This is a genomic window from Luteimonas sp. FCS-9, assembly GCF_001014645.1.
Taxonomy (GTDB): domain Bacteria; phylum Pseudomonadota; class Gammaproteobacteria; order Xanthomonadales; family Xanthomonadaceae; genus Luteimonas.
The window spans coordinates 42112-64840 of record NZ_LASZ01000006.1 but is presented as its reverse complement, the minus strand read 5'-3'; the positions used below and the strand labels follow the sequence as shown (position 1 = coordinate 64840).

At 70.1% G+C, this 22729-nt stretch carries 19 protein-coding genes, 1 tRNA gene, 1 pseudogene and 1 riboswitch; of the genes and pseudogenes, 9 read left to right on the top strand and 12 right to left on the bottom strand.

The features are described from left to right. Positions 1–36: 36 nt before the first annotated feature. From WQ56_RS07160 to WQ56_RS07150, 3 genes are all read left to right on the top strand, one after another. Positions 37–1449 (top strand): circularly permuted type 2 ATP-grasp protein, encoded by a 1413-nt coding sequence (locus tag WQ56_RS07160; protein ID WP_047136409.1) that lies wholly within the window; start codon positions 37–39, stop codon positions 1447–1449. 11 nt (positions 1450–1460) lie between these two features. Next, positions 1461–2468, top strand: coding sequence for an alpha-E domain-containing protein (locus WQ56_RS07155; protein WP_047136408.1), 1008 nt, complete (start codon positions 1461–1463; stop codon positions 2466–2468). A 67-nt stretch (positions 2469–2535) separates the two neighbouring features. Continuing rightward, positions 2536–3267, top strand: coding sequence for a peptidase (locus WQ56_RS07150; protein WP_047136407.1), 732 nt, complete (start codon positions 2536–2538; stop codon positions 3265–3267). A gap of 150 nt (positions 3268–3417) precedes the next feature. Here WQ56_RS07150 and WQ56_RS07145 read toward each other — a convergent pair whose 3' ends face one another. After that, a complete protein-coding gene (locus tag WQ56_RS07145) occupies positions 3418–5922 on the bottom strand; it encodes a prolyl oligopeptidase family serine peptidase (protein WP_047136406.1) in 2505 nt (834 codons plus the stop codon). Positions 5923–6231: 309 nt separating this feature from the next. Beyond that, positions 6232–7959 carry a LysM peptidoglycan-binding domain-containing protein gene (locus WQ56_RS17685; protein WP_052772894.1) on the bottom strand — a complete coding sequence of 576 codons (1728 nt, stop codon included), beginning with the start codon at positions 7957–7959 and terminating at the stop codon, positions 6232–6234. A 149-nt stretch (positions 7960–8108) separates the two neighbouring features. After that, a riboswitch (S-adenosyl-L-homocysteine riboswitch) is annotated at positions 8109–8196 on the top strand. 35 nt (positions 8197–8231) lie between these two features. Here WQ56_RS17685 and ahcY point away from each other — a divergent pair. Continuing rightward, positions 8232–9686 (top strand): adenosylhomocysteinase, encoded by a 1455-nt coding sequence (gene ahcY, locus WQ56_RS07135; RefSeq protein ID WP_047136405.1) that lies wholly within the window; start codon positions 8232–8234, stop codon positions 9684–9686. A gap of 68 nt (positions 9687–9754) precedes the next feature. Here the strand turns inward: ahcY and WQ56_RS07130 are convergent, their stop codons facing one another. Continuing rightward, positions 9755–10036 (bottom strand): hypothetical protein, encoded by a 282-nt coding sequence (locus tag WQ56_RS07130; protein ID WP_047136404.1) that lies wholly within the window; start codon positions 10034–10036, stop codon positions 9755–9757. Continuing rightward, the gene (locus WQ56_RS07125) at positions 10033–11469 is read right to left on the bottom strand and encodes an amidohydrolase family protein (RefSeq protein WP_047136403.1); all 1437 of its coding nucleotides are present in this window, start codon (positions 11467–11469) and stop codon (positions 10033–10035) included. Before WQ56_RS07125 ends, WQ56_RS07130 begins: the two co-directional genes overlap by 4 nt. A 141-nt stretch (positions 11470–11610) precedes the next feature. On the opposite strand from WQ56_RS07125, the gene WQ56_RS07120 reads away from it, so the two are divergent. Both WQ56_RS07120 and WQ56_RS07115 read left to right on the top strand, forming a co-directional pair. After that, positions 11611–12108 carry a sigma-70 family RNA polymerase sigma factor gene (locus tag WQ56_RS07120; protein WP_052772893.1) on the top strand — a complete coding sequence of 166 codons (498 nt, stop codon included), beginning with the start codon at positions 11611–11613 and terminating at the stop codon, positions 12106–12108. Further along, positions 12105–12677 carry a hypothetical protein gene (locus tag WQ56_RS07115; RefSeq protein WP_047136402.1) on the top strand — a complete coding sequence of 191 codons (573 nt, stop codon included), beginning with the start codon at positions 12105–12107 and terminating at the stop codon, positions 12675–12677. The genes WQ56_RS07120 and WQ56_RS07115 overlap by 4 nt, the downstream gene beginning before the upstream one ends. Before the next feature lie 281 nt (positions 12678–12958). Here WQ56_RS07115 and WQ56_RS07110 read toward each other — a convergent pair whose 3' ends face one another. The 3 genes from WQ56_RS07110 to WQ56_RS07100 form a co-directional block, all read right to left on the bottom strand. Further along, the gene (locus WQ56_RS07110; RefSeq protein WP_052772892.1) at positions 12959–14401 is read right to left on the bottom strand and encodes a hypothetical protein; all 1443 of its coding nucleotides are present in this window, start codon (positions 14399–14401) and stop codon (positions 12959–12961) included. Positions 14402–14788: 387 nt separating this feature from the next. Beyond that, positions 14789–15352, bottom strand: coding sequence for a DUF3228 family protein (locus WQ56_RS07105; RefSeq protein ID WP_047136401.1), 564 nt, complete (start codon positions 15350–15352; stop codon positions 14789–14791). Positions 15353–15406: 54 nt separating this feature from the next. Continuing rightward, complete coding sequence (locus WQ56_RS07100; RefSeq protein WP_052772891.1) at positions 15407–16120, bottom strand: DUF4241 domain-containing protein; 714 nt, start codon at positions 16118–16120, stop codon at positions 15407–15409. A gap of 141 nt (positions 16121–16261) precedes the next feature. Here WQ56_RS07100 and metF point away from each other — a divergent pair, with 141 nt between their 5' ends. From metF to WQ56_RS07085, 3 genes are all read left to right on the top strand, one after another. Then, positions 16262–17086: a methylenetetrahydrofolate reductase [NAD(P)H] gene (gene metF, locus WQ56_RS07095; protein WP_047136400.1), complete on the top strand. Its 825-nt coding sequence runs from the start codon at positions 16262–16264 to the stop codon at positions 17084–17086. A gap of 62 nt (positions 17087–17148) precedes the next feature. Continuing rightward, positions 17149–17712, top strand: a complete 564-nt coding sequence (locus tag WQ56_RS07090; RefSeq protein WP_047136399.1) for a DUF4124 domain-containing protein — start codon at positions 17149–17151, stop codon at positions 17710–17712. A gap of 96 nt (positions 17713–17808) precedes the next feature. Next, positions 17809–18735: a branched-chain amino acid transaminase gene (locus WQ56_RS07085; RefSeq protein ID WP_082132248.1), complete on the top strand. Its 927-nt coding sequence runs from the start codon at positions 17809–17811 to the stop codon at positions 18733–18735. A gap of 86 nt (positions 18736–18821) precedes the next feature. Here the strand turns inward: WQ56_RS07085 and WQ56_RS07080 are convergent, their stop codons facing one another. The 5 genes and pseudogenes from WQ56_RS07080 to WQ56_RS07060 all read right to left on the bottom strand — a co-directional run bounded on the left by WQ56_RS07080 (position 18822) and on the right by WQ56_RS07060 (position 22672). Beyond that, positions 18822–20162, bottom strand: a complete 1341-nt coding sequence (locus tag WQ56_RS07080; protein ID WP_047136397.1) for a HAMP domain-containing sensor histidine kinase — start codon at positions 20160–20162, stop codon at positions 18822–18824. After that, positions 20149–20832 carry a response regulator transcription factor gene (locus tag WQ56_RS07075; RefSeq protein WP_047136396.1) on the bottom strand — a complete coding sequence of 228 codons (684 nt, stop codon included), beginning with the start codon at positions 20830–20832 and terminating at the stop codon, positions 20149–20151. The genes WQ56_RS07080 and WQ56_RS07075 overlap by 14 nt, the downstream gene beginning before the upstream one ends. Before the next feature lie 15 nt (positions 20833–20847). Continuing rightward, complete coding sequence (locus tag WQ56_RS07070; protein ID WP_047136395.1) at positions 20848–21315, bottom strand: hypothetical protein; 468 nt, start codon at positions 21313–21315, stop codon at positions 20848–20850. Positions 21316–21570: 255 nt separating this feature from the next. Then, positions 21571–22489 (bottom strand): annotated as a pseudogene (gene rimK / locus WQ56_RS07065) (30S ribosomal protein S6--L-glutamate ligase). 109 nt (positions 22490–22598) lie between these two features. Beyond that, positions 22599–22672, bottom strand: a tRNA-Gly gene (locus WQ56_RS07060). Between the last annotated feature and the right edge of the window lie 57 nt (positions 22673–22729).

Below are 22729 nucleotides of genomic sequence, written 5' to 3'. Positions count from 1 at the left end.
GGTGCGGCGCAGGGACAGCCAGGGGAACCTTCTTCGATGCCAGCCAGCTACGACGAGATGCGCGATGCCGACGGCGCGGTCCGCCCGCACTACCGCGCGTTCGACGACTGGTTGCGCGACACGCCGCCCGAGCAGATCGCGCACAAGCGGCGCGAGGCGGAGATCTCGTTCCATCGCGTCGGCATCACGTTCTCGGTCTACGGCGAGGAATCGGGCACCGAGCGGCTGATCCCGTTCGACATCGTGCCCAGGATCGTGCCGGCCGCCGAGTGGAAGATGCTCGAGGCCGGCCTGCGCCAGCGGGTGCACGCGCTGAACCTGTTCCTGGGCGACGTCTACGGCCCGCAGCGCATCCTGCGCGACGGTCGCATCCCGGCCGCGCTGGTGCAGGGCAACAGCGAGTACCGCAAGGAGATGCAGGGCCTGCAGGTCGCGTGCAACACCTATTCGCACGTCTCCGGCATCGACCTGGTACGCGCCGGCGACGGCGAGTACTACGTGCTCGAGGACAACCTGCGGGTCGCCTCGGGCGTGTCGTACATGCTCGAGAACCGGCGGATGATGGCGCGCCTGACGCCCGAGCTGTTCTCCAGCCAGCAGATCGCGCCGGTCGAGCGCTATCCCGACGCCCTGCTCGACGTACTGCGCCAGTGCGCCCCGGCCAACATCGACAACCCGGTGGTCGCGGTGCTGACGCCGGGCGCGGCGAACTCGGCCTATTTCGAGCACGCGTTCCTAGCCCAGCAGATGGGCGTGGAACTGGTCGAGGGCGCGGACCTGTTCGTGCAGAACGACATGGTCTACGCGCAGACCACGCGCGGCGCGCAGCGCGTGCACGTGATCTACCGCCGCATCAACGACGACTTCCTCGACCCGACGGTGTTCCGTCCCGACTCGCTGCTTGGCGTGCCCGGGTTGTTCGGCGCCTACCGCGCCGGCAACGTGACCCTGGCCAACGCGCCGGGTACCGGGGTGGGCGACGACAAGTCGGTCTACCCGTTCGTGCCGGAGATGATCCGCTACTACCTCAGCGAGGAGCCGATCCTGCACAACGTGCCGACCTGGCAGCTGCGCAACCCCAACGATCTCAAGTACGCACTGGCGCATCTGCCCGAGCTCGTCGTCAAGGAGGTGCACGGCGCCGGCGGCTACGGCATGCTCGTCGGTCCGGCCTCGACGAAGGCCGAGATCGAGGCGTTCCGCGCCCGCATCCTCGCCGACCCGGGCAACTACATCGCCCAGCCGACGCTGTCGCTGTCGACCTGCCCGACGTTCGTCGAGAGCGGCCTGGCGCCGCGCCACATCGACCTGCGTCCCTACATCCTCAGCGGCCGCCGCATCCATGTCGTGCCGGGCGGCCTGACGCGGGTGGCGCTGCGCGAGGGCTCGCTGGTGGTCAATTCGTCCCAGGGCGGCGGGACGAAGGACACCTGGATCATGGAAAACTGAAGGCCGCACGCATGCTCTGTCGCACCGCGAACGATCTGTACTGGGTGGCGCGCAGCATGGAGCGCGCCGAGAACACCGCGCGCCTACTCGACGTCGCGCAGCGCATCGCGCTGCTGCCCGAGCGCCTGGACCGCGGCAAGGCGCAGGCCGCCGCGTGGCGGCGTTCGCTCGATTCGCTGGGGCTGGTGCAACCGTTCCTCGAGCGCCACGGGCGCATCGACGCCGAGGGCGTGGTCGGGCACCTGCTGCTGGCACCCGACAATCCCAACTCGATCCACAGTTGCTTTCGCAGCGCGCGCGAGAACGCCCGGGCGCAGCGCGTGGCGATCACTTCGGAGATGTACGAGGACCTCAACAGTTCGTGGTTGGAGATCCGCCGGCTCGATGCCGCGCAACTGCGCCGCAACGGCCTGAGCCACACCCTCGAATGGGTCAAGACCCGTTCGGCCTCGTTCCGCGGCATCACGATCGGCACGCTCGGCCGCGGTGAGGGCTACCAGTTCCTGCAGTTGGGGGCGTTCATCGAGCGCGCCGAATGGTCGATCCGCCTGCTCGACATGATCGCCAGCGACGACGATCTGCCCGAGACCGGCGAGGCGCGCGACGCGGTGCAGTACTTCCAGTGGAGCGCGCTGCTGCAGGCGCTGTCGGCATTCGAGACCTACCGCCGGCTGTACCGCGATTCGGTCAGCCCGGCCGGCGTGGCGGCGCTGATGCTGCTCAACGGCGACAACCCGCGCTCGCTGCAGACCTGCGTCGACGCGATCTACTCGATCCTGCAGTCGCTGGCCGGCGGCGCATCGCTGGAGGTCGCGCGCCAGGCGGGCGCGCTGGCCGCGCAGTCGCGCTACGCGCGCATGGACGAGATCATCGCAGGCGGGCTGGAGCCTTGGCTGCAGGACACCATGGCGCGGCTGTCGCGACTGGGCGCAGAGATCCACCATCAGTTCATGACAACCCGCGCGGTGCCGGCCCCGGCGCAGGCCGAGGTCCAGGCGCAGTGGCAGAACACGGCCTGACGGCTGTCGCGGCGTCTGCGCAGCGGGCACAATGGCCGCCCGCTCCGCCGTCCCCCTGCCCCGCCCCATGACCTACTGCATCGGCCTCAACCTCGACGAGGGGCTCGTGCTGGCCTCCGATTCGCGCACCAACGCCGGCGTCGACCACATCCGGCGCGCGGGCAAGATGCGGGTCTTCGCCGAGCCTGGCGAGCATGTGGTGGTGACGCTGTCGGCCGGCAACCTGTCGCTGACCCAGAACGTGCTCAACCTGATCGAGCACCGCGACCGGCACGAGCCGGCGCGTCCGGGCATCCGCAACGCGCAGTCGATGTTCCAGGTCGCGCAGGCGGTCGGCGACGCGATGCGCGAGATCCGGGCGCGCGACGAGGCTTACCTGCGCGACAGCGGCATCGATCCCAGCGGGACGTTCATCGTCGGCGGCCAGATCCGCGGCGAGCCGCCGCGGCTGTTTCTGGTGTACTCGGAAGGCAACTTCATCGAGAGCACGCCCGAGACCCCGTTCTTCCAGACCGGCGAGATCAAGTTCGGCAAGCCGATCCTCGACCGCGTCGTGACCCGGCAGACCGACCTCGCCACCGCGACCAAGTGCACGCTGGTCTCGTTCGACTCGACGATCCGCTCCAACCTGTCGGTCGGCACGCCGATCGATCTGGTGGTGTATCGCCGCGACAGCCTGCAGTTGGAGATCCAGCAGCGCTTCGAGGACGAGGACCCGTACCTGCGGTCGATCCGCGACAGCTGGAACGACAGCCTGCGCGAGGCCGTCGGGGCGCTGCCGGCACCGCCCTGGGTCTGAAATCCCGGTACGGACGGACGCGCGACACGCCATCCATATCCGCCGTGGGCGCGCGCGCGATGACGCGTTTTCGGCAAGCCCATCGCGCGCGAGCGCGCTCCTACAGGGCACAAGCGCGCGTACGGGCGCCAGTGCGCGATGCCAAGTGCCTCAGCGCGCGGCGTCCTCCGCGGGCCGGTGCTTGACGTAGCGGTCGAGCCAGGCGTTGGTCTCGTAGAGCATGTGCAGGATCGACTCGCGCGCGCGGTAGCCGTGCGATTCGTTGGGCAGCATCACCAGCCGGGCATTGCCGCCCAGGCCCTTGATCGCGGCGAACATGCGTTCGCTCTGCATCGGGAAGGTGCCCGAATTGTTGTCCTCCTCGCCGTGGATCAGCAGGATCGGATCCTTGATCTGTCCGGCGTAGTTGAACGGCGACATCCGCAGGTAGGTCTCCTGCGCCTGCCAGTAGTTGCGCTCCTCGGCCTGGAAGCCGAACGGGGTGAGCGTGCGGTTGTAGGCGCCGCTGCGCGCGATGCCGGCGGCGAACAGCCGCGAGTGCGCGAGCAGGTTGCCGGTCATGAACGCCCCGTAGGAATGGCCGCCGATCGCGATGCGGCGGCGGTCCGCGACGCCCCGGCGCACGACCTCGTCGACGGCCGCCTCGGCGCTGGCGACCAGTTGCTCGATGTAGGTGTCGTTGGGCTCGGCGTCGCCCTCGCCGATGATCGGCATCGACACGTCGGCGAAGACCGCGTAGCCCATCGCCAGGAACGCCTGCGGCCCCCAGTAGCCGACGGCGTTGAAGCGGTACGGCGAATCGGTCACCTGGCTGGCCGCGTCGGCCGACTTGAACTCGCCCGGATAGGCCCACATCAGCAGCGGCAGCGGGCCGTCGCGGCGCGCGTCGTAGCCCGGCGGCAGGTACAGCGTGCCGCTCAGGTCCACGCCGTCCTTGCGCTTGAAGCGCACCAGTTCCTTGTGCACGTCGCGCAGCTGCGGCGTGGGATGCGCGAACGCGGTCAGCGCGACCGGTGCGGCATCGGCCGCGTCGAGCCGCCGAAGCAGGGTATTGGCCGGCTCGGTCGGCGATTCGCGCGTGGTCAGCACGCGCGTGGCCTGGGCGTCGAGCACCGCGACCGGCGCCTCGTAGACCGGCGCCTGCGAATGGAACAGCCGCTCGGTGCTGCCATCGGCGAGATTCTGGCGGTCGAGGAACGGGCGATCGCCTTCCTCCGAGGCGCCGTCGCCGATGCGGTAGATGCTCTGGCCGTCGGCAGCGATCAGCAGCCGGCTGTTGCCGTTGTCGTCGGGTGCCGTGACCGCCATGCCGGGGTCGGCGTAGCGGTCCTCGTACGAGCCCTCGCGCACCAGTGCGGGCGCGGCGGCGCCGTCGGGATGGAGGCGCCATTCGCGGATCCGGCGCGTCTTCCACCAGTATTCGGTCAGCAGCGCGAGTTCGCCGTTGCCCCATTGCGTGCCGGCATAGCGCATCGACAGCTGCGCCAGCGCGGTCGGTGGCGTCCGGAACGGCGCGGCCTGCGCATAGACGACGTCGCGCACCTCCGCCTCGCGCGCCGGGTCGCCGCCGTCCTGGGCCTCGGCCCAGACCAGCGTCGCCGGGGCGTCGCTACGCCAGGCGACCGAGCGCACGCCGGTGGGCACCGCGTCATTGCCAACCGGCAGGCCCTCGACCAGCGGCAGCCGCGCGACGGTGTGCTGGACCGCGCCGTCGAGGCCGACCACCTCGATCCGGCGCGGGAAGCGGGAGTACGGCACCTGGTAGGAGAACGGCCGGTCGATCTGCTGGCGCAGGACGTGGCGGCCGTCGGGCGATGCGGTGGCGCTGGTGGTCAGGCCCGGCGCACCGATCGGCGACACCGTGCCGTCGAGCGCCACGCGTGCGAGCTGGCTGGTCATGTAGTGCGCGAACACGCGCGCGTCCTGCTCGCTGCGCAGCAGATCCTGGTAGGTCCGCAGCTGCTGGACCGTGCCGCCTGCGCCGGTTTCCTGCACGTTGGGGCCGGCCGGGATGCCGTCGTCCTGCGGCGCGGCGCCCTGGCCCTGCGGGCGCAGGCGCACCAGCAGCGCCTGCCCGTCGGGCATCCATTCGAAGCCGTTGCCGACCACCGCGTTGAGCGGCTGCGCGAGCAGGCGGCGTGCCTGCCGCGTCGCGACGTCGACCACCCACAGCTGCACTTCGCCCGCGCGCACGTCGACCTGGCTGAAGGCGATGTGGCGCTGGTCGGGCGACCACGACAGCGAGGCCAGAGAGAGCGGTTCGGGCAGGCCCGCGATGCGCTGCTCGGCGCCGCCCTCGACCGGCTTGAGCCAGATGTCGGTGACGTACGACGCGCGGCTGGCCGAGTACGTCTTGGGGTTGATGCGGATGCCGCCGAGCTTGAGTTCAGGCTGCGCGACCTCGTCGATGCCCGGCAGCGCGGGCGTCTGCAGGAACGCGACCAGGTCGCGCTTCGGGCTCAACAGCAGCCGCGGCGGGCGTGGTGCGTCGACGATCGCCTGCAGCGCCTCGGGCGGCAGCTGGTAGCCACTCGCAGTGGATGCGACCTCGGTCGCGGGCTGTGCGAGCGCCGTCGCGCCCCAAGAGGCGGCCGCGACGAGCAGCGTGGCGGAGACGGCGAGAGACAGTCGGCGGGGGGCGATCAGTCGGGACATCGGCAGGCGATCCGGAAGCGCAACGACCGTCGAGCATAACCGCCGCATCCCGCCCCGAGGCGGCGTGCGGCCCAGGACCGACGGGACTTGCGCCGCGACGCCGCCTGGACAAGCCAGGCATGCGCGTCGCGCCGTGGACTGCAAAACCCGTAGGCGCGCGCTCGCGCGCGATGAGGCTATACCGGCGGAGCGCGTCGCGCGCCCCCAGGAGGCCGATCCGTCCGGAAAAAAAGGGGCGCAAGGTGCGCCCCTTCGAACACGACGGCAACCGCCGCCGCAGAACCTTGCCCACCGGGGGCGTCACATGCCTCAGCCGCCCTGCACCGTCACGTCGATGCCGTCGTAGCGCTTGTTGGCGTTGTCGCCGTCCGCGCCGGAGGAGATCCGGAACAGCTTGTCGATGAAGCCGCCCGGTTCGCTGCCGAGATTGCGGGCCAAGGCCACGGCGAATTCCATAGAATTGGGCGCATCGGCGCCCTCGCGGCTGTTCAACAGCAGCGCCAGGTCGTTGTTCGCGCCCGCGATGTTGTTGCCGTCGACGGTCGACTGGATCTGGCCGATCAGCGTCTCGATCTGGGATTCGGTGAACGAGAGCGTCACGGTCTCGCCCGGAGAGACGCGGCCGCTGGACGGGTCGCCATCGATTGCCCAGTTCAGCTGTTCGGCGAGCGCGCGTTCCTCGCTCGCCTCGTTCTGTCCGAGGATGTTGCGCTCGAGCCAGTTGTACTCAGGCCGATCGGTGCTGACCTCGAACTCGAAGCGGCGCTCGCCCGGCAGCTCGTTGCCCTGCGCGTCGAAGCGCTGCTCAACCGTGAGCGGCACGTTGGCGCCGTAGCTGAGGTCGGTGGTCAGCGAGTAGGAACCATCAGGATAGGTCACCTTGACCGAGCTGCCGAGATTGGCCTGGCCGCCCAGCACCAGGCTCAGGTCGCCCGCTTCTGCGCGCAGCTGGGTCTGCGAGGAATAGTCCAGCCGCTGGATGGTGGCGACGTTGTCAACGCCCGGCGTGGTGTGCGCGATCTGGCCGGTCGTATTGAAGTGCTGCAGCGCGGTCTGGCCTTCCTGCGTGGAGATGTCGAACTCGGCCGTCTGCAGCGTTGCACCGTGGAGTTGATCCTCGCGGCCGACGAGCGCGGACACGTCGCCGACCTTGACCCCGACGCCGTTGAAGGCGTTGATCGTCTCGGTCGGCCCGGTGGTGACGCGGACGGTGTTCTCGTCGACGCGCTCGAGGGTGTAGCTGACACCCTCGTTGTACTGGATCTCCGACTTGGCGGCGATGTGGCGGAACGAGCCTTCGAGCGAGGTGCCGGCGAACGTCTGGCTGTCGAGCGTCACGCTGCCGCCGACCGGGACGGTGGTCGGATCGAACGGATTGACGGCCGCGGCCCGCTCCACCGTGGCCTCGCCCGGCAGGGTGACCTTGTAGGTGCTCTCGAATCCGGTGGAGGCACTGCCTGCGACATCGGCGCCGCCCGCGCGGCCGCCGGCGGTGGCTTCGCCGGACAGCGTGACCTGCGTCTGCGTGGTGACCAAGAAGCTGGTGCTGTCGTCGCCACGGCTCTCGGTCAGCGTCACCGAGCTCTCGTTGGCCAGCGAGATCGATGCGCCCTTGGTCTCCTTGCCCGCGCCTTCCGGCCGGTTGGAGCCCAGTTCGGCCTTCTGCTCGTCGGTCAGCTTCAACGAGGCGCTGTCGGGCTGCCAGGTGATGCTGCCGTTGTCGTCCTTCAGCGTGACCTTGGCGTCGGTGGTCGAATGGTTCGGATCCCCGGTCTCGACCTCACCGGTCACGCTCTGCGGCGATGCGGGAATCTGCAGTTCGTCGCCGGCCTGGATGGGATTGCCCCCGTTGGCGGGCGCGTTCGCGAGCTGCGGATTGGCCGAGACGATCGCCTCGGGGCTGACGGCATAGCGCTCGGCCAGCGACTCGACGGTCTCGCTGCCGTCGGCGCGGTGGATCCGCGCATCGGTGGACGGTTGCGGGACCGGCGGCGCGAGGGGCGCGACGCCACCGCCATCGTGGACCATGTGGACCATCGGCTGTTCCTCGAAAACAGGGGTGGTGCATGCTCGCCCGCCGGGAAACGGACAGGCACTAGGGTCAACCCCAGGACCGCGCCGCGGGCTGAAGTCGCGTTCAGGCTGAGACAGCCCGCGCGTCGCGCTGCGATAGAATGGCCGTCTGCCTCGCCGAGGGGCGCTGCGACCGTGTACGGCCCGCCACGGGTCACGGCCAGGCTCGGCGCGGTGCCCCGAGAACGGCGCCCGTAATCGCGAATGCGCACGCCGCATTCCACTACGGAGCATGCATGAACGCACAGCTGAAGACCGAGCGCGTCTTTTCCCAGGATGGCGACTACAAGGTCGCCGACATCTCGCTGGCCGACTGGGGCCGCAAGGAACTCGACATCGCCGAGCACGAGATGCCCGGCCTGATGTCGATCCGCCGCAAGCACGCCGCCACGCTGCCGCTCCAGGGCGTGCGCGTCACCGGCTCGCTGCACATGACGATCCAGACCGCGGTGCTGATCGAGACGCTCAAGGACATCGGCGCCGACGTGCGCTGGGCCTCGTGCAACATCTTCTCGACCCAAGACCATGCCGCCGCCGCGATCGCCGCCGGCGGCACGCCGGTGTTCGCCTGGAAGGGCGAGACGCTCGAGGAGTACTGGGACTGCACGCTCGACGCGCTGACCTTCACCCTGCCCGACGGCACGCTGACCGGGCCGGAGCTGGTGGTCGACGACGGCGGCGACGTCACGCTGCTGATCCACAAGGGCTACGAGCTCGAGAACGGCAGCACCTGGGTCGACGAGCCGGCGAGCTCGCACGAGGAACAGGTCATCAAGGCGCTGCTCAAGCGTGTCGCCAGCGAGCGCCCGGGCTACTGGACGCGCGTGGTCGCCGACTGGAAGGGCGTGTCCGAGGAGACCACCACCGGCGTGCACCGCCTCTACCAGCTGGCCCAGGCCGGCACGCTGCTGGTACCGGCGATCAACGTCAACGACTCGGTCACCAAGTCGAAGTTCGACAACCTCTACGGCTGCCGCGAGTCGCTGGCCGACGGCCTCAAGCGCGCGATGGACGTGATGCTGGCCGGCAAGGTCGCCGTGGTCTGCGGCTACGGCGACGTCGGCAAGGGCTGCGCCGCCTCGCTGCGCGCCTACGGCGCCCGCGTCGTGGTGACCGAGATCGACCCGATCTGCGCGCTGCAGGCGGCGATGGAAGGCTTCGAAGTCAACACGATCGAGAGCACGCTCGGCCGCGGCGACGTCTACGTCACCACCACCGGCAACAAGGACATCATCACCGCCGAGCACCTGCAGGGGATGAAGGACCAGGCCATCGTCTGCAACATCGGCCACTTCGACAACGAGATCCAGGTCGACGCGCTCAAGGCGCTGCCCGGCGTGGCGCAGATCAACATCAAGCCGCAGGTCGACAAGTACGTCTTCCCCGACGGCCGCGCGATCTTCCTGCTCGCCGATGGCCGCCTGGTGAACCTGGGCTGCGCGACCGGGCACCCGAGCTTCGTGATGTCGAACTCGTTCGCCAACCAGACGCTCGCCCAGATCGACCTGTGGGCCAACAAGGACCGCTACGAGAAGAAGGTCTACCTGCTGCCCAAGCACCTCGACGAGGAAGTGGCGCGGCTGCACCTGGAGAAGATCGGCGTGAAGCTGACCCGGCTCACGCAGGCGCAGGCCGACTACATCGGCGTGCCCGTCGAGGGGCCGTTCAAGCCGGACCACTACCGCTACTGATCGGGCCGCGCCGTCGGTACGACACGCAACGGGCGCCGCAAGGCGCCCGTTCTCGTTGCGGCATGCGGTCAGCGGAACACGCCTGTCCGCAGCTTCTGCCACAACCGCTGCCGGGCTTCGAATATCCGCAGGCCCAGCAGCGCGGCACTGAGCCAGACCAGCCCTTCGGTGGCGACGGCCGCGACGGTCGCCAGGACGAGCCGCATCGTCCGGTCCACGCCGGCCGCCAGTCCGATGCCGAGTGCGATCCATGCCAACAGGCAGACGACGCCGCCCAACGCGATCCAGCGCCACGGACGCCGGACGCGGCGTTCACCGCGTGCCGCAGCGCGATCGTCGCGCGTGCTCATCGCTCACCCCGCAGCGTCGCCAGCGTGTCGCGATCCAGATAGCGGCCGTCGAGCACCACCGCATGTGCATCGCGTGCATGCGCGAGGTCCTCCTGAGGATCGCCGTCGAGCACCAGCAGGTCGGCCTCGTAGCCGGGCGCGATTCGCCCCAACCGGTCTCCCGCGCCCAGGGCATCGGCTGCCTGCACCGTCGCCGCGGCGAGGATGCGCGCATTCGGCACGCCGGCGTCGGCCAGCAAGGCCATCTCACGATGCAGGCTGATGCCGGGTGCGATCCAGGGATTGCTCATGTCGGTGCCGACCGTCATGCGTGCACAGCCGGCATGCAGGCGCGCAGCCATGCGCTGGACCTTCGGCCACACGGCGCGCGCGCGTGCGAAATCGCCGGGCTCCCAGCCGAGGGCGAAGGTGAAGACCGTCTTCCAGTTCTCGAGCAGTCGCGGATGCGCGTAACGCTCGGCATCGGCCAGGTGCGGGCTGTCGTCCTGGTCCTGCACGAATGCCGCGTGGAAGGCGACGAGCGTGGCGTCGAACACGGGACGGTATCGATCGAACGCCGCGACCAGCCGGTCGGCTTCCGGGCCGTCGGGATCGAAGCGCTCCCACCACTCGAAGAAGGCGAACGTGGCCGGGCGACGGGACGCGGTGTAGACCTCGGCTTCGGCGGGCGCGAGCAGGTCAGGGCTGATCGGCATCAGGTGCACGAGGCCGTCCAGCCCCATCGGCAGCGCGTCGGTCCACGCGATGCCCTCCAGATGCGCCACCGCCGGGCGGCCGTGCGCATGCGCCGCCGCGATGCCCGCCTGCAGCAGCTCGGGCGACAGGCCGGTGTAGAGCTTGATCCAGTCGGCACCGGCGTCGACCTGCGCGGCGACGACGCGACGCACGTCATCGGCGGTCGCCACGCCGGTTGCGAGCCCGGGCACGTCGGTGTCGTTGAGCACCGGACCGGCATCGAAACTCTCCGGGCCGGTCAGCGCGCCGTCGGCCCGCCGCGTCCTGTAGCGCGCAGCAGCGGCCAGATCCCCGGCAGGATTGCGGATCGTGGTCACGCCGAAGCCGACCAGGCGCGCGGCATTGTGCTCGGCGATGGCGTCGTCGGGCAGCGCCTCCATGATGATCTCGTCCCCTTCGCGCCGCACCTCCACCGGGCCCAGCGACAGATGGGCGTGCATGTCGATCAGGCCGGGCATCAGATACCGGCCTTCGAGCTCGACGACGCTGGCATCGCGTCGGCAGGCGCGGGTGCCGGCATGCGTGATGCGGACGATGCGTCCCTGCGCGATGCGGACACAGCGTGGATCGCCGCTTCGGCCTTGCCCGGCCCCGACGATGTGGACGCGATCCAGTGCAAGAGGCTGCGGCGCGGCCTGCAGCAGCGCGGGAACGCAGGTCAGCAGACCGGCGAAGGCCCATGGGATGAGACGATGCATGCGGAACTCCGGGGTGGGTGTACCCGATTCAGTCGCCGGGTCCGCCTCGTTTCTTACGTCCTGCGCCCATGATTGCGATGCTGTAAGAAATCCGCTCCCGCCAACGACTGACCTCTACACGCCTCCCGCTTACCGCCACCGATGTCGCCTTTCTGGCCCCAGGTCGAAGCCTTCCATCCGCAACTGTGGCGTGCGGTGTGCGGTTACGAGCTCAATCCCGCATTGCGCGAGGAGTTGATGCAGGACGTGCTGCTGGCGGTGTGGGAGGCCTTGCCGGCGTTGCGCGACCGCGACCGGCTGCTGCCCTTCGTCCTCCGCATCGCGCACAACCTCGGCGCCAGCCATGTCCGCGCGGCAACACGTGCGCCCGTACCGCTGCCGCTGGATGTCGAAGGACACGACGTGCCGGACCCGACGACGGTCGCCGACGCCGGACGCGCGCGCCGCCAGTGGCTGTTCGAGGCCCTGGCCACCCTGCCGTTGCCGTTGCGCCAGCCACTGATGCTGCAGCTCGAAGGATTCGACTACGGCGAGATCGGCGACCTGCTCGGCATCTCGCAGGAGAACGTCGGCGTCCGTCTGCACCGCGCCCGGGCGCGTCTCAAGACCCTGCTGTCCCGTGAGGAAACCTCCGCATGAACGATTTCGACGACCTGATGCAGGCGGCCTGGCAGGAGGAGCGACCCGACGGCGACGGTGCGATGCTGGCTGCCCGTGTGCGACGCCACCGCTGGCGCCATCGGCTGCGGCGCGGCGTGGAGATCGCGCTGACGCTCATCGCCGTCGTATTGCTGGGTCGGCTCCTGACCGGCGATGACGCCACGCCGGCACACTGGCTGGTCCTGCCGTTCTTCGCGGTCTATCTGCCGGCGGTCTGGTGCCTGCTGCTGCGTGCACCGCGCCCGCAATCCATCGATGCGACGCAGGACGTGCGCACCTACGCGCATGTGCGCCTCTCGCAACTGCGCACCGCGCTGCGCGATCTGTGGCTGGCGCGCATCGCGGCACTGGGCCTGTCGGTCTACGCGGCCGTCGCCGCGACCGCCGCACTCGCATCGGGCGACGCGGCCTGGCAAATCCCCGCCGGGCAACTGCTGGCCTGGGCCGGCGTCTGGACGCTGGCGACGTTCTGGCTGTCGCACCGGCAACGTGGCCGCCGGCTGCAGGAATACCGCGCGATGCGGCGCCTGACGGGCGGTCACGACTGAATCGACGTGACGCCGCTCCTGCCGCCTCCCCAGGCATCGCCTGCCCTGCCAGGATGCGCGTGACGCCGTCGCACCGGCACCTTACAGGCCGATGCCCCCTGAAGACGACGTCATGCCGACGCGGAATCTGCTGCAGCGCCGGACGACAAGGATCGCGCCCGGCCCCTGTCCGGGGAGCCCGGCGCTCGCCCCCGCCGCCGTCGATCCCGCCGCGCGGATGCTTGCCGTTCCCCTTCCGCGACAGCGGATGGGAAACGGCACCGATCCCTGACGCGGCTGCGCTATGGCAGTGAAGCGTTGAACTGGATGAACTGCCCCGGCACCAGGCGATCGCTTTCGATGGTCACCGACAGCGAACCCCGCGCATGCGCGCCGATGCATCCGCTGGCGGCCTGCTCCGCGCCCGGCAGCAGGCCCTTGAGCGAAGCGCCCAGGCGATGGCCGTCCGCCGCCGGCCAGGCATCGTAGTAGATCGGCGCCACGCCTTCGTTGCGCACCGTCAGGCGCACGCATTCGCCGTCGCTGGACAGCGCCGTGATGCGGAACCGGTAGCCGGTCGCCATCGCGGCCTGCCGGATCCGGGCCCGCGTCTGATAGCCCGGCTGGTCGTTGCCGATCATGTAGCTGATCCGGTACTGCGCCGCGAACGATTCGAAGCTGCGCCCCCACGGCCCGTCGGCGTTCAGCACGTTCTCCTGGTCGTAGTCGCTGTAGTAGTTGAACTCGCCGCCTGCCGGGCTGTGCTGGTAGCGGGTGTCGCCGAAGAACAACCAGGACGCGCGGTTGTACTCGCTGTTGCTGCTCGAATGCGTCTCGTGCATGAAGGAGTCGTCGAACAGCCCGAAGTGCAGCTGTCGCAACGACGGCACGGCGGAGAACGGCGAGTACGTCGTGCTCGCCGAGTCGATCGACAGCGACCACGAGGTTTGCGTGAATGTAGTGCCCAGGTGCTCGAGGAACTGCTGCTGGAAGGCCTTCGACGGGAACGTGCGACCCAAGGTCAGCGGCCCGTCCCATAGGTGGTACTCGGCGTAGGACCCGAAGCCGACCTGCAGGAAAGCGAGCCGCGGATCGAGATCGTAGCGCTGCGCGAACTTGCTGTAGAAGTCGAGGATGAAGGCGCGCAACGTGGCCGAGCGCCAGTCGGGCACGAAGGTCTGCTCGCCTTCGACGCTCTGGTAGCCGATCGCATGATCGGCGGCGTTGGCGACGTGGCTCGGAATCGAGATCGTGGTGTGGCCGGGATAGGTGTCGTGGAAGCGCACGATCATCTGATGGCCGCGCGCCGCCGCCGATGCCAGCCGAGCGTCGACCTGCGACCAGTCGTACGTGCCCGACCCGGTGACGACGTCGCTGTACTTGAAGTAGGCGAACTCCAGTTGCACGTCGTCGCCGAGCGCCGCCAGACCGGAAGCGTTGTCGTTCCACAACACGATGCCGGTCATCGGCTGCACCCGATCGATCGTGGCCTGCAGCGGGACCGGCGCGTAGGCCGCCGCGCGTCGCCCTGGCGTCACTCCCTCGCTGCCGCCCGCGCGTCGCTTGGTGGCGTGTGCAGGCGACCGATCCGGCCGGGACCGGTCCGCGGCGACCGCGCGTGCGATCGTCTGCGCCTGGGCCGCCGGTTCGCCGGCAGGCCGGGGCACGTCGGCGTGCGCGACGCCGGCTATCGCGAACAGCGCCGCGACCGGGATGCAGCGCAGCAGGCATCGTGCCGTATCCATCCAGCTTCTCCTGTCTTCCGAGGGAATCGTGGCCGCCCGGGCAAGCGCCCGGCACAGCGGAGGCGGGGACGTCGTGCGTCCGGCCCGATCGCCGGCCGGCTGCGATCGCGGCAGACGTCATGGGCGTGACACCGATGCCCGGCTGCAGCGGCGGGCACAAGTCGCGTCCGCTGGCCTGGACGGCAGCGCCTACCGGGACGGTCGAGCAGCAGTCCGGACGCATGGGCGGCAGTGTTCACGGTCGTCCTTGTGCAATGGCGGTGCGCCACCTGAGCCACGACCGAGCCTATCTTACGTTTCGTTTCGCATCAACTCGAAATTTAACGAAACCCCTGGCGATGCGGCCTTTGCGCCGCGATCGCGGCGGCGAGCCAGTGATGGACGGCTTCAACCGACCGGCCGCCAATTGGCGTTTGCGTCCCAGAACGCGACGCTGCGTCGGTACGCGTCGCGGTCCAGCGGCACGCCAGATCCCCCTTCCTCGACCCCCAGCGCGTTGCGCAGCATCGTGATCGGCGCCATCGGGATCTCCTCGGGCGTCATCGTGTACAGGCAGCCGACCACGCCCCAGTCGGCGTCGATCGCGGTGCCCTCCTTCGCCATCTGGTCGCGGCTGTAGAGGATCGGGATCAGATAGGCGGCGACCGGCGCCTCGACGCCCTCGAACCAGCGCACCAGCACCGGCAGTTCCGCCGACGATCGCGCCTCGTAGCCCGAGCGCAGCAGGTGGCGATTGGCATCGGTGACCGGCACCGTCAGGCAGCGCGTCGACGTCCAGTTGCGGTGCACGTGCAGCTTGCAGAACGGCGCGTAGCCATCGAGCACCGCGACCGGCGCCTCGTCGTTGAGCCGGCGCTCGAACGCCTCGGGCGTGCAATCCTGGATGGTATTGGCGCGCGGCGTGCGCGGGAACAGGCGCGGACGAGCGAAGGGGGTCAGGACGATCGACATCTTGGACGCGGGCAGCGGACGGCCCGCAAGTCTAGGTGCGCACGCGGGCGCCGGTCACTCGACCACCTGGAAGTCGGTGAGCAGCGCGACCGGCCGGCCCGCCGCGTCGACGCCCCAGTACGAGGCATAGCCGCCGTCCCCGTAACCGGACGAGAACAGCGCGATGCTCCCGCGCGTGTCGGTACGCAACCGCCAGCTGCGGGTCGGCGCATGGGTCGCGTCCATGTCCGCGATGATGCGGTCGAATACCGCGCCCGCATCGACCTGCACCTGGGCGTCGTAGTCGGCCCGGGCGTCGGCATCCATGAAACCGCCGATGCCCGAGTCGACCGCGTAGCCCAGGACTTCGCCGTCGCCCGACACGCGCGCCGGCCGCCACGCCACCACCGGCGCCTGCGAGAACGCGAGCCGGGCGAAGGCCACGCGCTCGTCGCCGTTGGCCGCATCCCGCGCCACCGCCAGCACCAGCGGGAACTCGCCGTTGGGCGCTGCGACGTCGAACGGCGCGACGTGCTCGCAGAAGAACGGATCGCAGGCGACGATGCGGCCGGACACGATCCGGAACGTGCCCACGGGCCGCGGCGCGAACACCAGCCGGCGCCCGTCCGCGTCATGGACATGGCCCGGCACGAAGGCGGCCTCGAACAGCGCGGTGTTCGCGCCCGGGTCGGTCGACGCGGCCGGCGCGGGCTGCGGCCCTGCCCCGCAGCCGGCGGCGAGCGCGACGGCGAGCAGGCAGACGGGACGGCGGACTCTCCATGCGGACATGCGCGACGCCTCGCGGTCGGGTGGGCAATGGTAGCGATGCGGATGCGCGCAACCCAGCGGGACGCATCGCCCCACACCGCCATCTACACGCATCCATCGCGATAAAGAGATATTATCCCGCGACAGCCGAGCGCCGCCGCCATGATCCCGATCAGCTTCGAGTTCTACCCGCCCAAGACCGACGAGCAGCGCGCGCAGCTCGACCGCACCGCGCGGAAGCTGGCGACGCACGCGCCCGAGTACGCCTCGTGCACGTTCGGGGCCGGTGGCTCGACGCTCAGCCACACCCCCGAGACGGTGCGCCGGCTGCGCCAGCACCACGGCATGGAGGCCGCGCCGCACCTGTCGTGCGTGGGTGGCAGCCGCGAGGAGATCCGCGAGCTGCTCAAGCTCTATCGCGCGATCGGCTGCACGCGCATCGTCGCGCTGCGCGGCGACCTGCCCTCGGGCATGGGCCAGCCCGGCGACCTGCGCCACGCTTCGGACCTGGTCGCGTTCATCCGCAGCGAGTTCGGCGACCGCTTCCGCATCGAGGTCGGCTGCTACCCGGAGATCCACCCCCAGGCCGAAGACGCGCGCAAGGACCTGCAGCATTTCAAGGCCAAGGTCGACGCCGGCGCGGATGCGGCGATCACGCAGTACTTCTACAACGCCGACGCGTACTTCCATTTCGTCGACAGCGCGCGGCGCGCGGGCGTCGAGGTGCCGATCGTGCCCGGCATCATGCCGATCTCCAACTTCACCCAGCTGCGCCGCTTCTCCGAGGCCTGCGGCGCGGAGATCCCGCGCTGGATGCAACGCAGCATGGCCGCGCACGGCGACGACGCCGCGGCGATCCGCGCGCTCGGCGCCGACATCGTCACCCGGCTGTGCGAGCGGCTGATCGCCGGCGGCGCGCCGGGGCTGCATTTCTACACCCTCAACCTGGCCAAACCGACCCAGACGATCCTCGCCCGCCTGGGCTGAGCCCTTCACTGTCGCCGGCCCAGGCCAGGCGCTAGGCTGCGTCGATGTCCCGGCGCGCGCTCATGATGCTGCTCCCGCTGCTGGCCGCCGCAGGCACGGCGACGGCACCCGCGGCGCAGGCACAGATCCGGCGCTGCGTCGCCCCCGACGGCGGCACCGTCTACACCGACCGGGCCTGCAGCGCCGTCGGCGCGACCGCCGGTCCGCAGCGCGGCGCCCGGCCGACGGCGGCCAACGCCTACCGCGGCGGCTGCCAGCGCCACCTGCGCGGCCTGATCCAGGAGATGAGCCACGCGATCGACAGCCGCGACACCAATCGCCTGGCCTCGCTGTACCACTGGCGCGGGCTCGACAACGCCGGCGGCTACCGCGCGCTCGACCGGCTCGACGCGATTGCGCAGCGGCCGCTGGTCGACATCGTCGCGCAGCGCCCGGCCGCGTCCGTCGCGACCGAGGGGCCCGGCGGCTTCGCCGGCTGGAGCAGTGCGCGCGAACTGCCCGCCGCCGCGCGCGTGCAGCCGCCCTCGTCGCTGCGCGTGATCCAGACCGGTCCCGGCGGCACCGGCGCATCGCAGACGGTGTTCTCGCTGCACCGGCACTTCGACTGCTGGTGGGTCCGCCTCTAGCGGCCGCATGCCGCGGCGGCATCGGCGCCCCGCCCCCATGCCGCACGCGGCCGCCGATCCGGCAGAATGGCAGCCCATCCCAGCCAAGAGCGCGCCATGCACTACCCCGAATGGATCTGGCAGAACGGCACGATCAAGCCCTGGGCCGAGGCCACGACCCACGTGATGTCGCATGCGCTGCACTACGGCTCCTCGGTGTTCGAGGGCATCCGCTGCTACGACACGCCCAACGGCCCGGCGATCTTCCGGCTGACCGAGCACAATCAGCGGCTGTACGCCTCGGCGCGGATCCACGAGATCGAGATCCCCTACGACCTGGACACGCTCAACGCCGCGTGCCGCGAAGTCGTGCGCCGCAACGGCTTCCGCTCCGCGTACCTGCGCCCGGTGGCCTACCGCGGCCTGGGCGGCTTCGGGCTGTCGGCCGACACGCCGGTCGACGTCGCGGTCGCGACCTGGCAGATGGGCGCCTACCTCGGCGACGACGTGCTCGAGGCCGGCATCGATGCCTGCGTGTCGAGCTGGCAGCGCTTCGCGCCCAACACGATTCCGGCCGGTGCCAAGGCCGGCGGCAACTACCTGTCCGGGCAACTGGTCGCGCGCGAGGCGCGCCGGCTGGGCTTCGGCGAGGGCATCGCGCTGGCCTCGACCGGTCTGTTGAGCGAGGGCGCGGGCGAGAACCTGTTCCTGGTGTTCGACGGCGCGCTGCACACCACGCCGGTCAGCGCCGCGCTGCTCAATGGCATCACCCGCCACACCATCATCACCCTGGCCCGCGCCAACGGCATCGAGGTGATCGAGCGCGACCTGCCGCGCGAGTACCTCTACCTGTGCGACGAGCTGTTCATGTGCGGCACCGCCGCCGAGATCACGCCGATCCGCTCGGTCGACGGCCGCCAGGTCGGCAGCGGCCGCGCCGGCGACGTGACCCGCCGCATCCAGGACCTGTTCTTCGGGCTGTTCGACGGCCGCACCGCCGACCCGCACGGCTGGCTCGAACCGCTCGACGCCGACGCTCGCTGAGCCCCGTAGGAGCGCGCTTGCGCGCGAAGAGGCTTTCCCGGGAACACCTTCGCGCGCGAGCGCGCTCCTACACGAGCGGGCCCGCGCTACGTGCGCCCGAACGACAGGGTCGCGACCACGCCGCGCGTCGCGCCGGGGACCACGCGCACCTGCCAACCGTAGAGGTCGCACAGGCGGCGCACGATCGACAGGCCGATGCCGCCGCCCTGCGAATGCTCGGCGTGGGTGCCGCGATAGCCGCGCTCGAACAGCCGGGCCGCGTCCTCGGCGCTCAGGCCGGGGCCGCTGTCGGCGACCTCGACCGAATGCGCGCGCACGCGCACGACCACTTCGCCTTCCAGCGTGTACTTGATCGCGTTGCCGACGAGGTTGCCCAGCGCCACGGTGACCGCGGCCTCGGGCGCATCGACGACCAGCCGCTGCTCGGCCTCCAGCCGCAGCACCAGCGGCTTGCCGACCAGCTGCGGGCGATGGGCGTCGAACAGCTGTTCGACCACGCGGCCGATGTCGGTTGCGCCATGCCCGCGCTCCTCGCGCGAAAGCAGCAGCAGCGCGCTGATCAGGTCGGTGCACTGCTGCTCGGCGCGCTGGATGCGCAGCAGCCGGGTGCGGGTCTTGTCGTCGAGGTCGGGACGCGAGAGCAGCAGTTCCACCGCCCCCTTGATCACCGCCAGCGGCGTGCGCAGCTCGTGGCTGACGTCGGCGTTGAACTCGCGGTCGCGCTGCACCACCTCGGTCAACCGGAACGCGTAGTCGTCCAGCGCGCTCGCCAGCTGGCCGACCTCGTCGTCGGGGAAGTGCGGCGCCAGCGCCTGCGGCCGGGAACTGTCGCCCGAACGGCTGAGCCGGTTGGCCAGTTCCGACACCGGGCTCATCACCCGCGCCGCCGACCACCAGCCGATCAGCGCCGAGAGCAGCGAGACCATCACCACCGAGCCGAAGATCGCGCGCTGGAACTGGGTCGCGCCGCGCACGGTCTCGGTCATGTCGTAGGCGAGGAAGAACCACTCGTCGGGCGTCTTGCGCACCGCGAGCTTGTACATGAAGGGCGTGCCGTCCTCGTCGACGCCACTGAGGTTGTGGATGCCGTCGCCCAGTTCGTACCAGTCCGGCTGCTCGTGCCGCAGTTCCTCGAACCGGTCCCGGCGCACGACGCGCGCGCGGATCTGTTCCAGCGGCACCGCGGGGTTGCGCATCGGGTCGACGTAGTAGCGCCGCGCGTACTCGTCGATGTTGCGGTTCATCAGGTCTTCGACCAGCGTGTTCTCGACGCGGTCGCGCGCTTCCTGGGTCAGGAACGCGAACAGCGTCGTGAGCCCGAGGCCGAGCAGCACGAACGACAGGATGATGCGACTGCGCAGGCGCCGCCGGTAGCGGCGCTCGCGGACCCTGGCCGAGCGGCCGGAAGCGGCGTCAGTTGCCGGCATCGGGCACGGCGATCCGGTAGCCGATGCCGTGGCGGGTCTGGATGTAGGGCGGGTCGAACGGCTTGTCGACGACCGCACGCAGGCCGTGGATGTGCACGCGCAGCGAGTCCGAGTCGGGCAGTTCCTCGCCCCAGACGCGGGTCTCGAGCTCCTGGCGCGTGACCACCGCAGGCGAGGCCTCCATCAGTGACTGCAGGATCTTGAGCGCGGTCGGATTGAGTTGCAGCAGCTTGCCCTGCCGGCGCACCTCGAGCGTATCGAGGTTGTACTCGAGCTCGCCGACCTCGAGCACGCGGGTGTGCGTGCCCTTGCCGCGACGCGAGAGCGCGTTGAGGCGGACCTCGACCTCCTGCAGCGCGAACGGCTTGACCAGGTAGTCGTCGGCGCCCGAGTCGAAGCCGGCCAGCTTGTTGTCGAGGCTGTCGCGCGCGGTCAGCATCAGCACCGGCGTCTGCTTGCGCGCGTCGTTGCGCAGCTTGCGGCAGACCTCCAGGCCGTCCATGCCCGGCAGGTTGAGATCGAGCACGATGGCATCGAAGTCGTGGACCACCGCCAGGTGCAGGCCGGTGACGCCGTCGGCGGCGAAGTCGACGGTGTGGCCGCGATCCTCGAGATAGTCCCCGAGATTGGCGGCGATGTCCTGGTTGTCTTCGATGACGAGGATGTGCATGGATGAGCCTTCTTTTTACCTTGGTTCCGTCGGTTTCATTACACCACGGGCGCGGAGTCGTTCCTGTGATGTCTCGGTCGCACGACGGCGCTCGGCGACCGTCATGCAGCTTGTCTGCGGCCGCCGTGATCCGATCGGCGTCTCGCGGCGGCAGATCAGGCGGCTGTCGGCCTTCGCACGCGTCAGGATCGTGTTCACCTGCTCCTGGTCGTTGAACAGCCGCACGCGCTCCGTCTCGTGCAACGCCTCCACGCTCGACGCATCGCCGATCACGCCCTGCATCCGGTCCAGCAGCGATACCACCGTCTGCCGGTCCCGGGGCGAGATCTCCGCATACGCCTCGCCTCCCGCCATGTCGGCCAGTACCGCGGCCCGCTGTCGTTCGAAGGCACCGCTTTCGATGTCGACCACACCGTCGCCGGCCCAGGCCGCCTGCGAGACGAGACACAGCACTGCAAGACCGACGCCTATCGACCGCTTCATACGCCACTCCTTGGTGATCCGGATTACGAGGCGACCTCCCGGTCGCCCGCGGATCATGCCATCGAACCGGGCCGCCGCCCATGCCGGGACGCGACACACAAAAAGACCCGGACGTTGGCCGCCCGGGTCAAAGGAGTGTTGCCCCGATTGCCGTTATCCGCTGCGCCCCGGCCGAAGCCGGGGGAGAGAGAGCGCGAGCGCATTCCGGATGTACAGGCTAGACGGCACGGCCGTCGAAATCCGGAAAAAAAACGTTCAGGTTCCGTTGGACGCCGTGCGCCGCGTGCGCCTCGGGCGCCCGGCCCCGACGCGGGCGGCCAGATGCTCGACGATCCCGCCGGCGATGTCCTGCCCGGTGACCGCCTCGATGCCCTCCAGGCCGGGCGACGCGTTGACCTCCAGCACCAGCGGGCCGCGGCTCGACCGGATCAGGTCGACCCCGGCGATGCCCAGCCCGATCACCTGCGCCGCGCGCACCGCGACCGCCTGTTCCTCGTCGGTCGCGACGACCGCGCTTGCGCTGCCGCCGCGATGGAGGTTGGAACGGAAATCGCCCGCCGGCGCCTGGCGCTGCATCGCGCCGATCACCCGCTCGCCGACGACGAAGCAGCGCAGGTCCGCGCCCTGCGCCTCGGCGATGTATTCCTGCACCAGGAAGTTGGCGTAGAGCCCGCGCAGCGCCTCGACCGCCCCGCGCGAGGCGGACGGCTTCTCGGTCAGCATCACCCCGGCCCCCTGCATGCCCTCGTTGAGCTTGATCACGTGCGGCGGCGGGCCGAGCATCGCCAGCAGGTCGTCGGTGTCGTCGGGGTTGTCGCCGAACACCGTGACCGGCAAGCCGATGCCCTCGGCGGCGAGCAGTTGCTGGCAGCGCAGCTTGTCGCGGGCGCGCGCGAACGCCGCCGACGGATTGGGCGCGAAGCTGCCCATCAGCTCGAGCTGGTGCAGCACCGCGTTGCCGTAGCGCGCCACCGACGTGCCGAAGCGCGGGATCACCGCGTCGAAGGCCTCGATCGAGCGGCCCTTGTAGCGCAGCGAGAAGCCCTCGCTGCTGATGCGCATGTAGCAGCGCAGCGGATCGAGCACGCGCACGGTGTGCCCGCGCGCGCGCGGCCTCGACCAGCCGGCGCGTGGAATAGAGCTTGGTGTTGCGGGACAGGATCGCGAGCTTCATCGCATGACCGGGCAAGCACGCGGCGCCGACGGGCCGCATCGAGGATCGACGGGAACAGCTGCAACGAAAACGGCGGCGCCATCCCCGAGGATGGCGCCGCCGCTGGAACTGGAGCGGGTGATGGGAATCGAACCCACGCTAGCAGCTTGGGAAGCTGCAGTTCTACCATTGAACTACACCCGCGCAGGGGCTCAGTCTATGCCGCCGCGGCGCGCCTTGGCAACGCCGCCGCGCGGGCGG

Bases quoted from the DNA above. Each gene is read 5' to 3' on its own strand.
- WQ56_RS07160 (WP_047136409.1), top strand. From the start codon at position 37: ATGCCAGCCAGCTACGACGAGATGCGCGATGCCGACGGCGCGGTCCGC.
- WQ56_RS07155 (WP_047136408.1), top strand. From the start codon at position 1,461: ATGCTCTGTCGCACCGCGAACGATCTGTACTGGGTGGCGCGCAGCATG.
- WQ56_RS07150 (WP_047136407.1), top strand. From the start codon at position 2,536: ATGACCTACTGCATCGGCCTCAACCTCGACGAGGGGCTCGTGCTGGCC.
- WQ56_RS07145 (WP_047136406.1), bottom strand. From the start codon at position 5,922: ATGTCCCGACTGATCGCCCCCCGCCGACTGTCTCTCGCCGTCTCCGCC.
- WQ56_RS17685 (WP_052772894.1), bottom strand. From the start codon at position 7,959: ATGGTCCACATGGTCCACGATGGCGGTGGCGTCGCGCCCCTCGCGCCG.
- ahcY (WP_047136405.1), top strand. From the start codon at position 8,232: ATGAACGCACAGCTGAAGACCGAGCGCGTCTTTTCCCAGGATGGCGAC.
- WQ56_RS07130 (WP_047136404.1), bottom strand. From the start codon at position 10,036: ATGAGCACGCGCGACGATCGCGCTGCGGCACGCGGTGAACGCCGCGTC.
- WQ56_RS07125 (WP_047136403.1), bottom strand. From the start codon at position 11,469: ATGCATCGTCTCATCCCATGGGCCTTCGCCGGTCTGCTGACCTGCGTT.
- WQ56_RS07120 (WP_052772893.1), top strand. From the start codon at position 11,611: ATGTCGCCTTTCTGGCCCCAGGTCGAAGCCTTCCATCCGCAACTGTGG.
- WQ56_RS07115 (WP_047136402.1), top strand. From the start codon at position 12,105: ATGAACGATTTCGACGACCTGATGCAGGCGGCCTGGCAGGAGGAGCGA.
- WQ56_RS07110 (WP_052772892.1), bottom strand. From the start codon at position 14,401: ATGGATACGGCACGATGCCTGCTGCGCTGCATCCCGGTCGCGGCGCTG.
- WQ56_RS07105 (WP_047136401.1), bottom strand. From the start codon at position 15,352: ATGTCGATCGTCCTGACCCCCTTCGCTCGTCCGCGCCTGTTCCCGCGC.
- WQ56_RS07100 (WP_052772891.1), bottom strand. From the start codon at position 16,120: ATGTCCGCATGGAGAGTCCGCCGTCCCGTCTGCCTGCTCGCCGTCGCG.
- metF (WP_047136400.1), top strand. From the start codon at position 16,262: ATGATCCCGATCAGCTTCGAGTTCTACCCGCCCAAGACCGACGAGCAG.
- WQ56_RS07090 (WP_047136399.1), top strand. From the start codon at position 17,149: ATGATGCTGCTCCCGCTGCTGGCCGCCGCAGGCACGGCGACGGCACCC.
- WQ56_RS07085 (WP_082132248.1), top strand. From the start codon at position 17,809: ATGCACTACCCCGAATGGATCTGGCAGAACGGCACGATCAAGCCCTGG.
- WQ56_RS07080 (WP_047136397.1), bottom strand. From the start codon at position 20,162: ATGCCGGCAACTGACGCCGCTTCCGGCCGCTCGGCCAGGGTCCGCGAG.
- WQ56_RS07075 (WP_047136396.1), bottom strand. From the start codon at position 20,832: ATGCACATCCTCGTCATCGAAGACAACCAGGACATCGCCGCCAATCTC.
- WQ56_RS07070 (WP_047136395.1), bottom strand. From the start codon at position 21,315: ATGAAGCGGTCGATAGGCGTCGGTCTTGCAGTGCTGTGTCTCGTCTCG.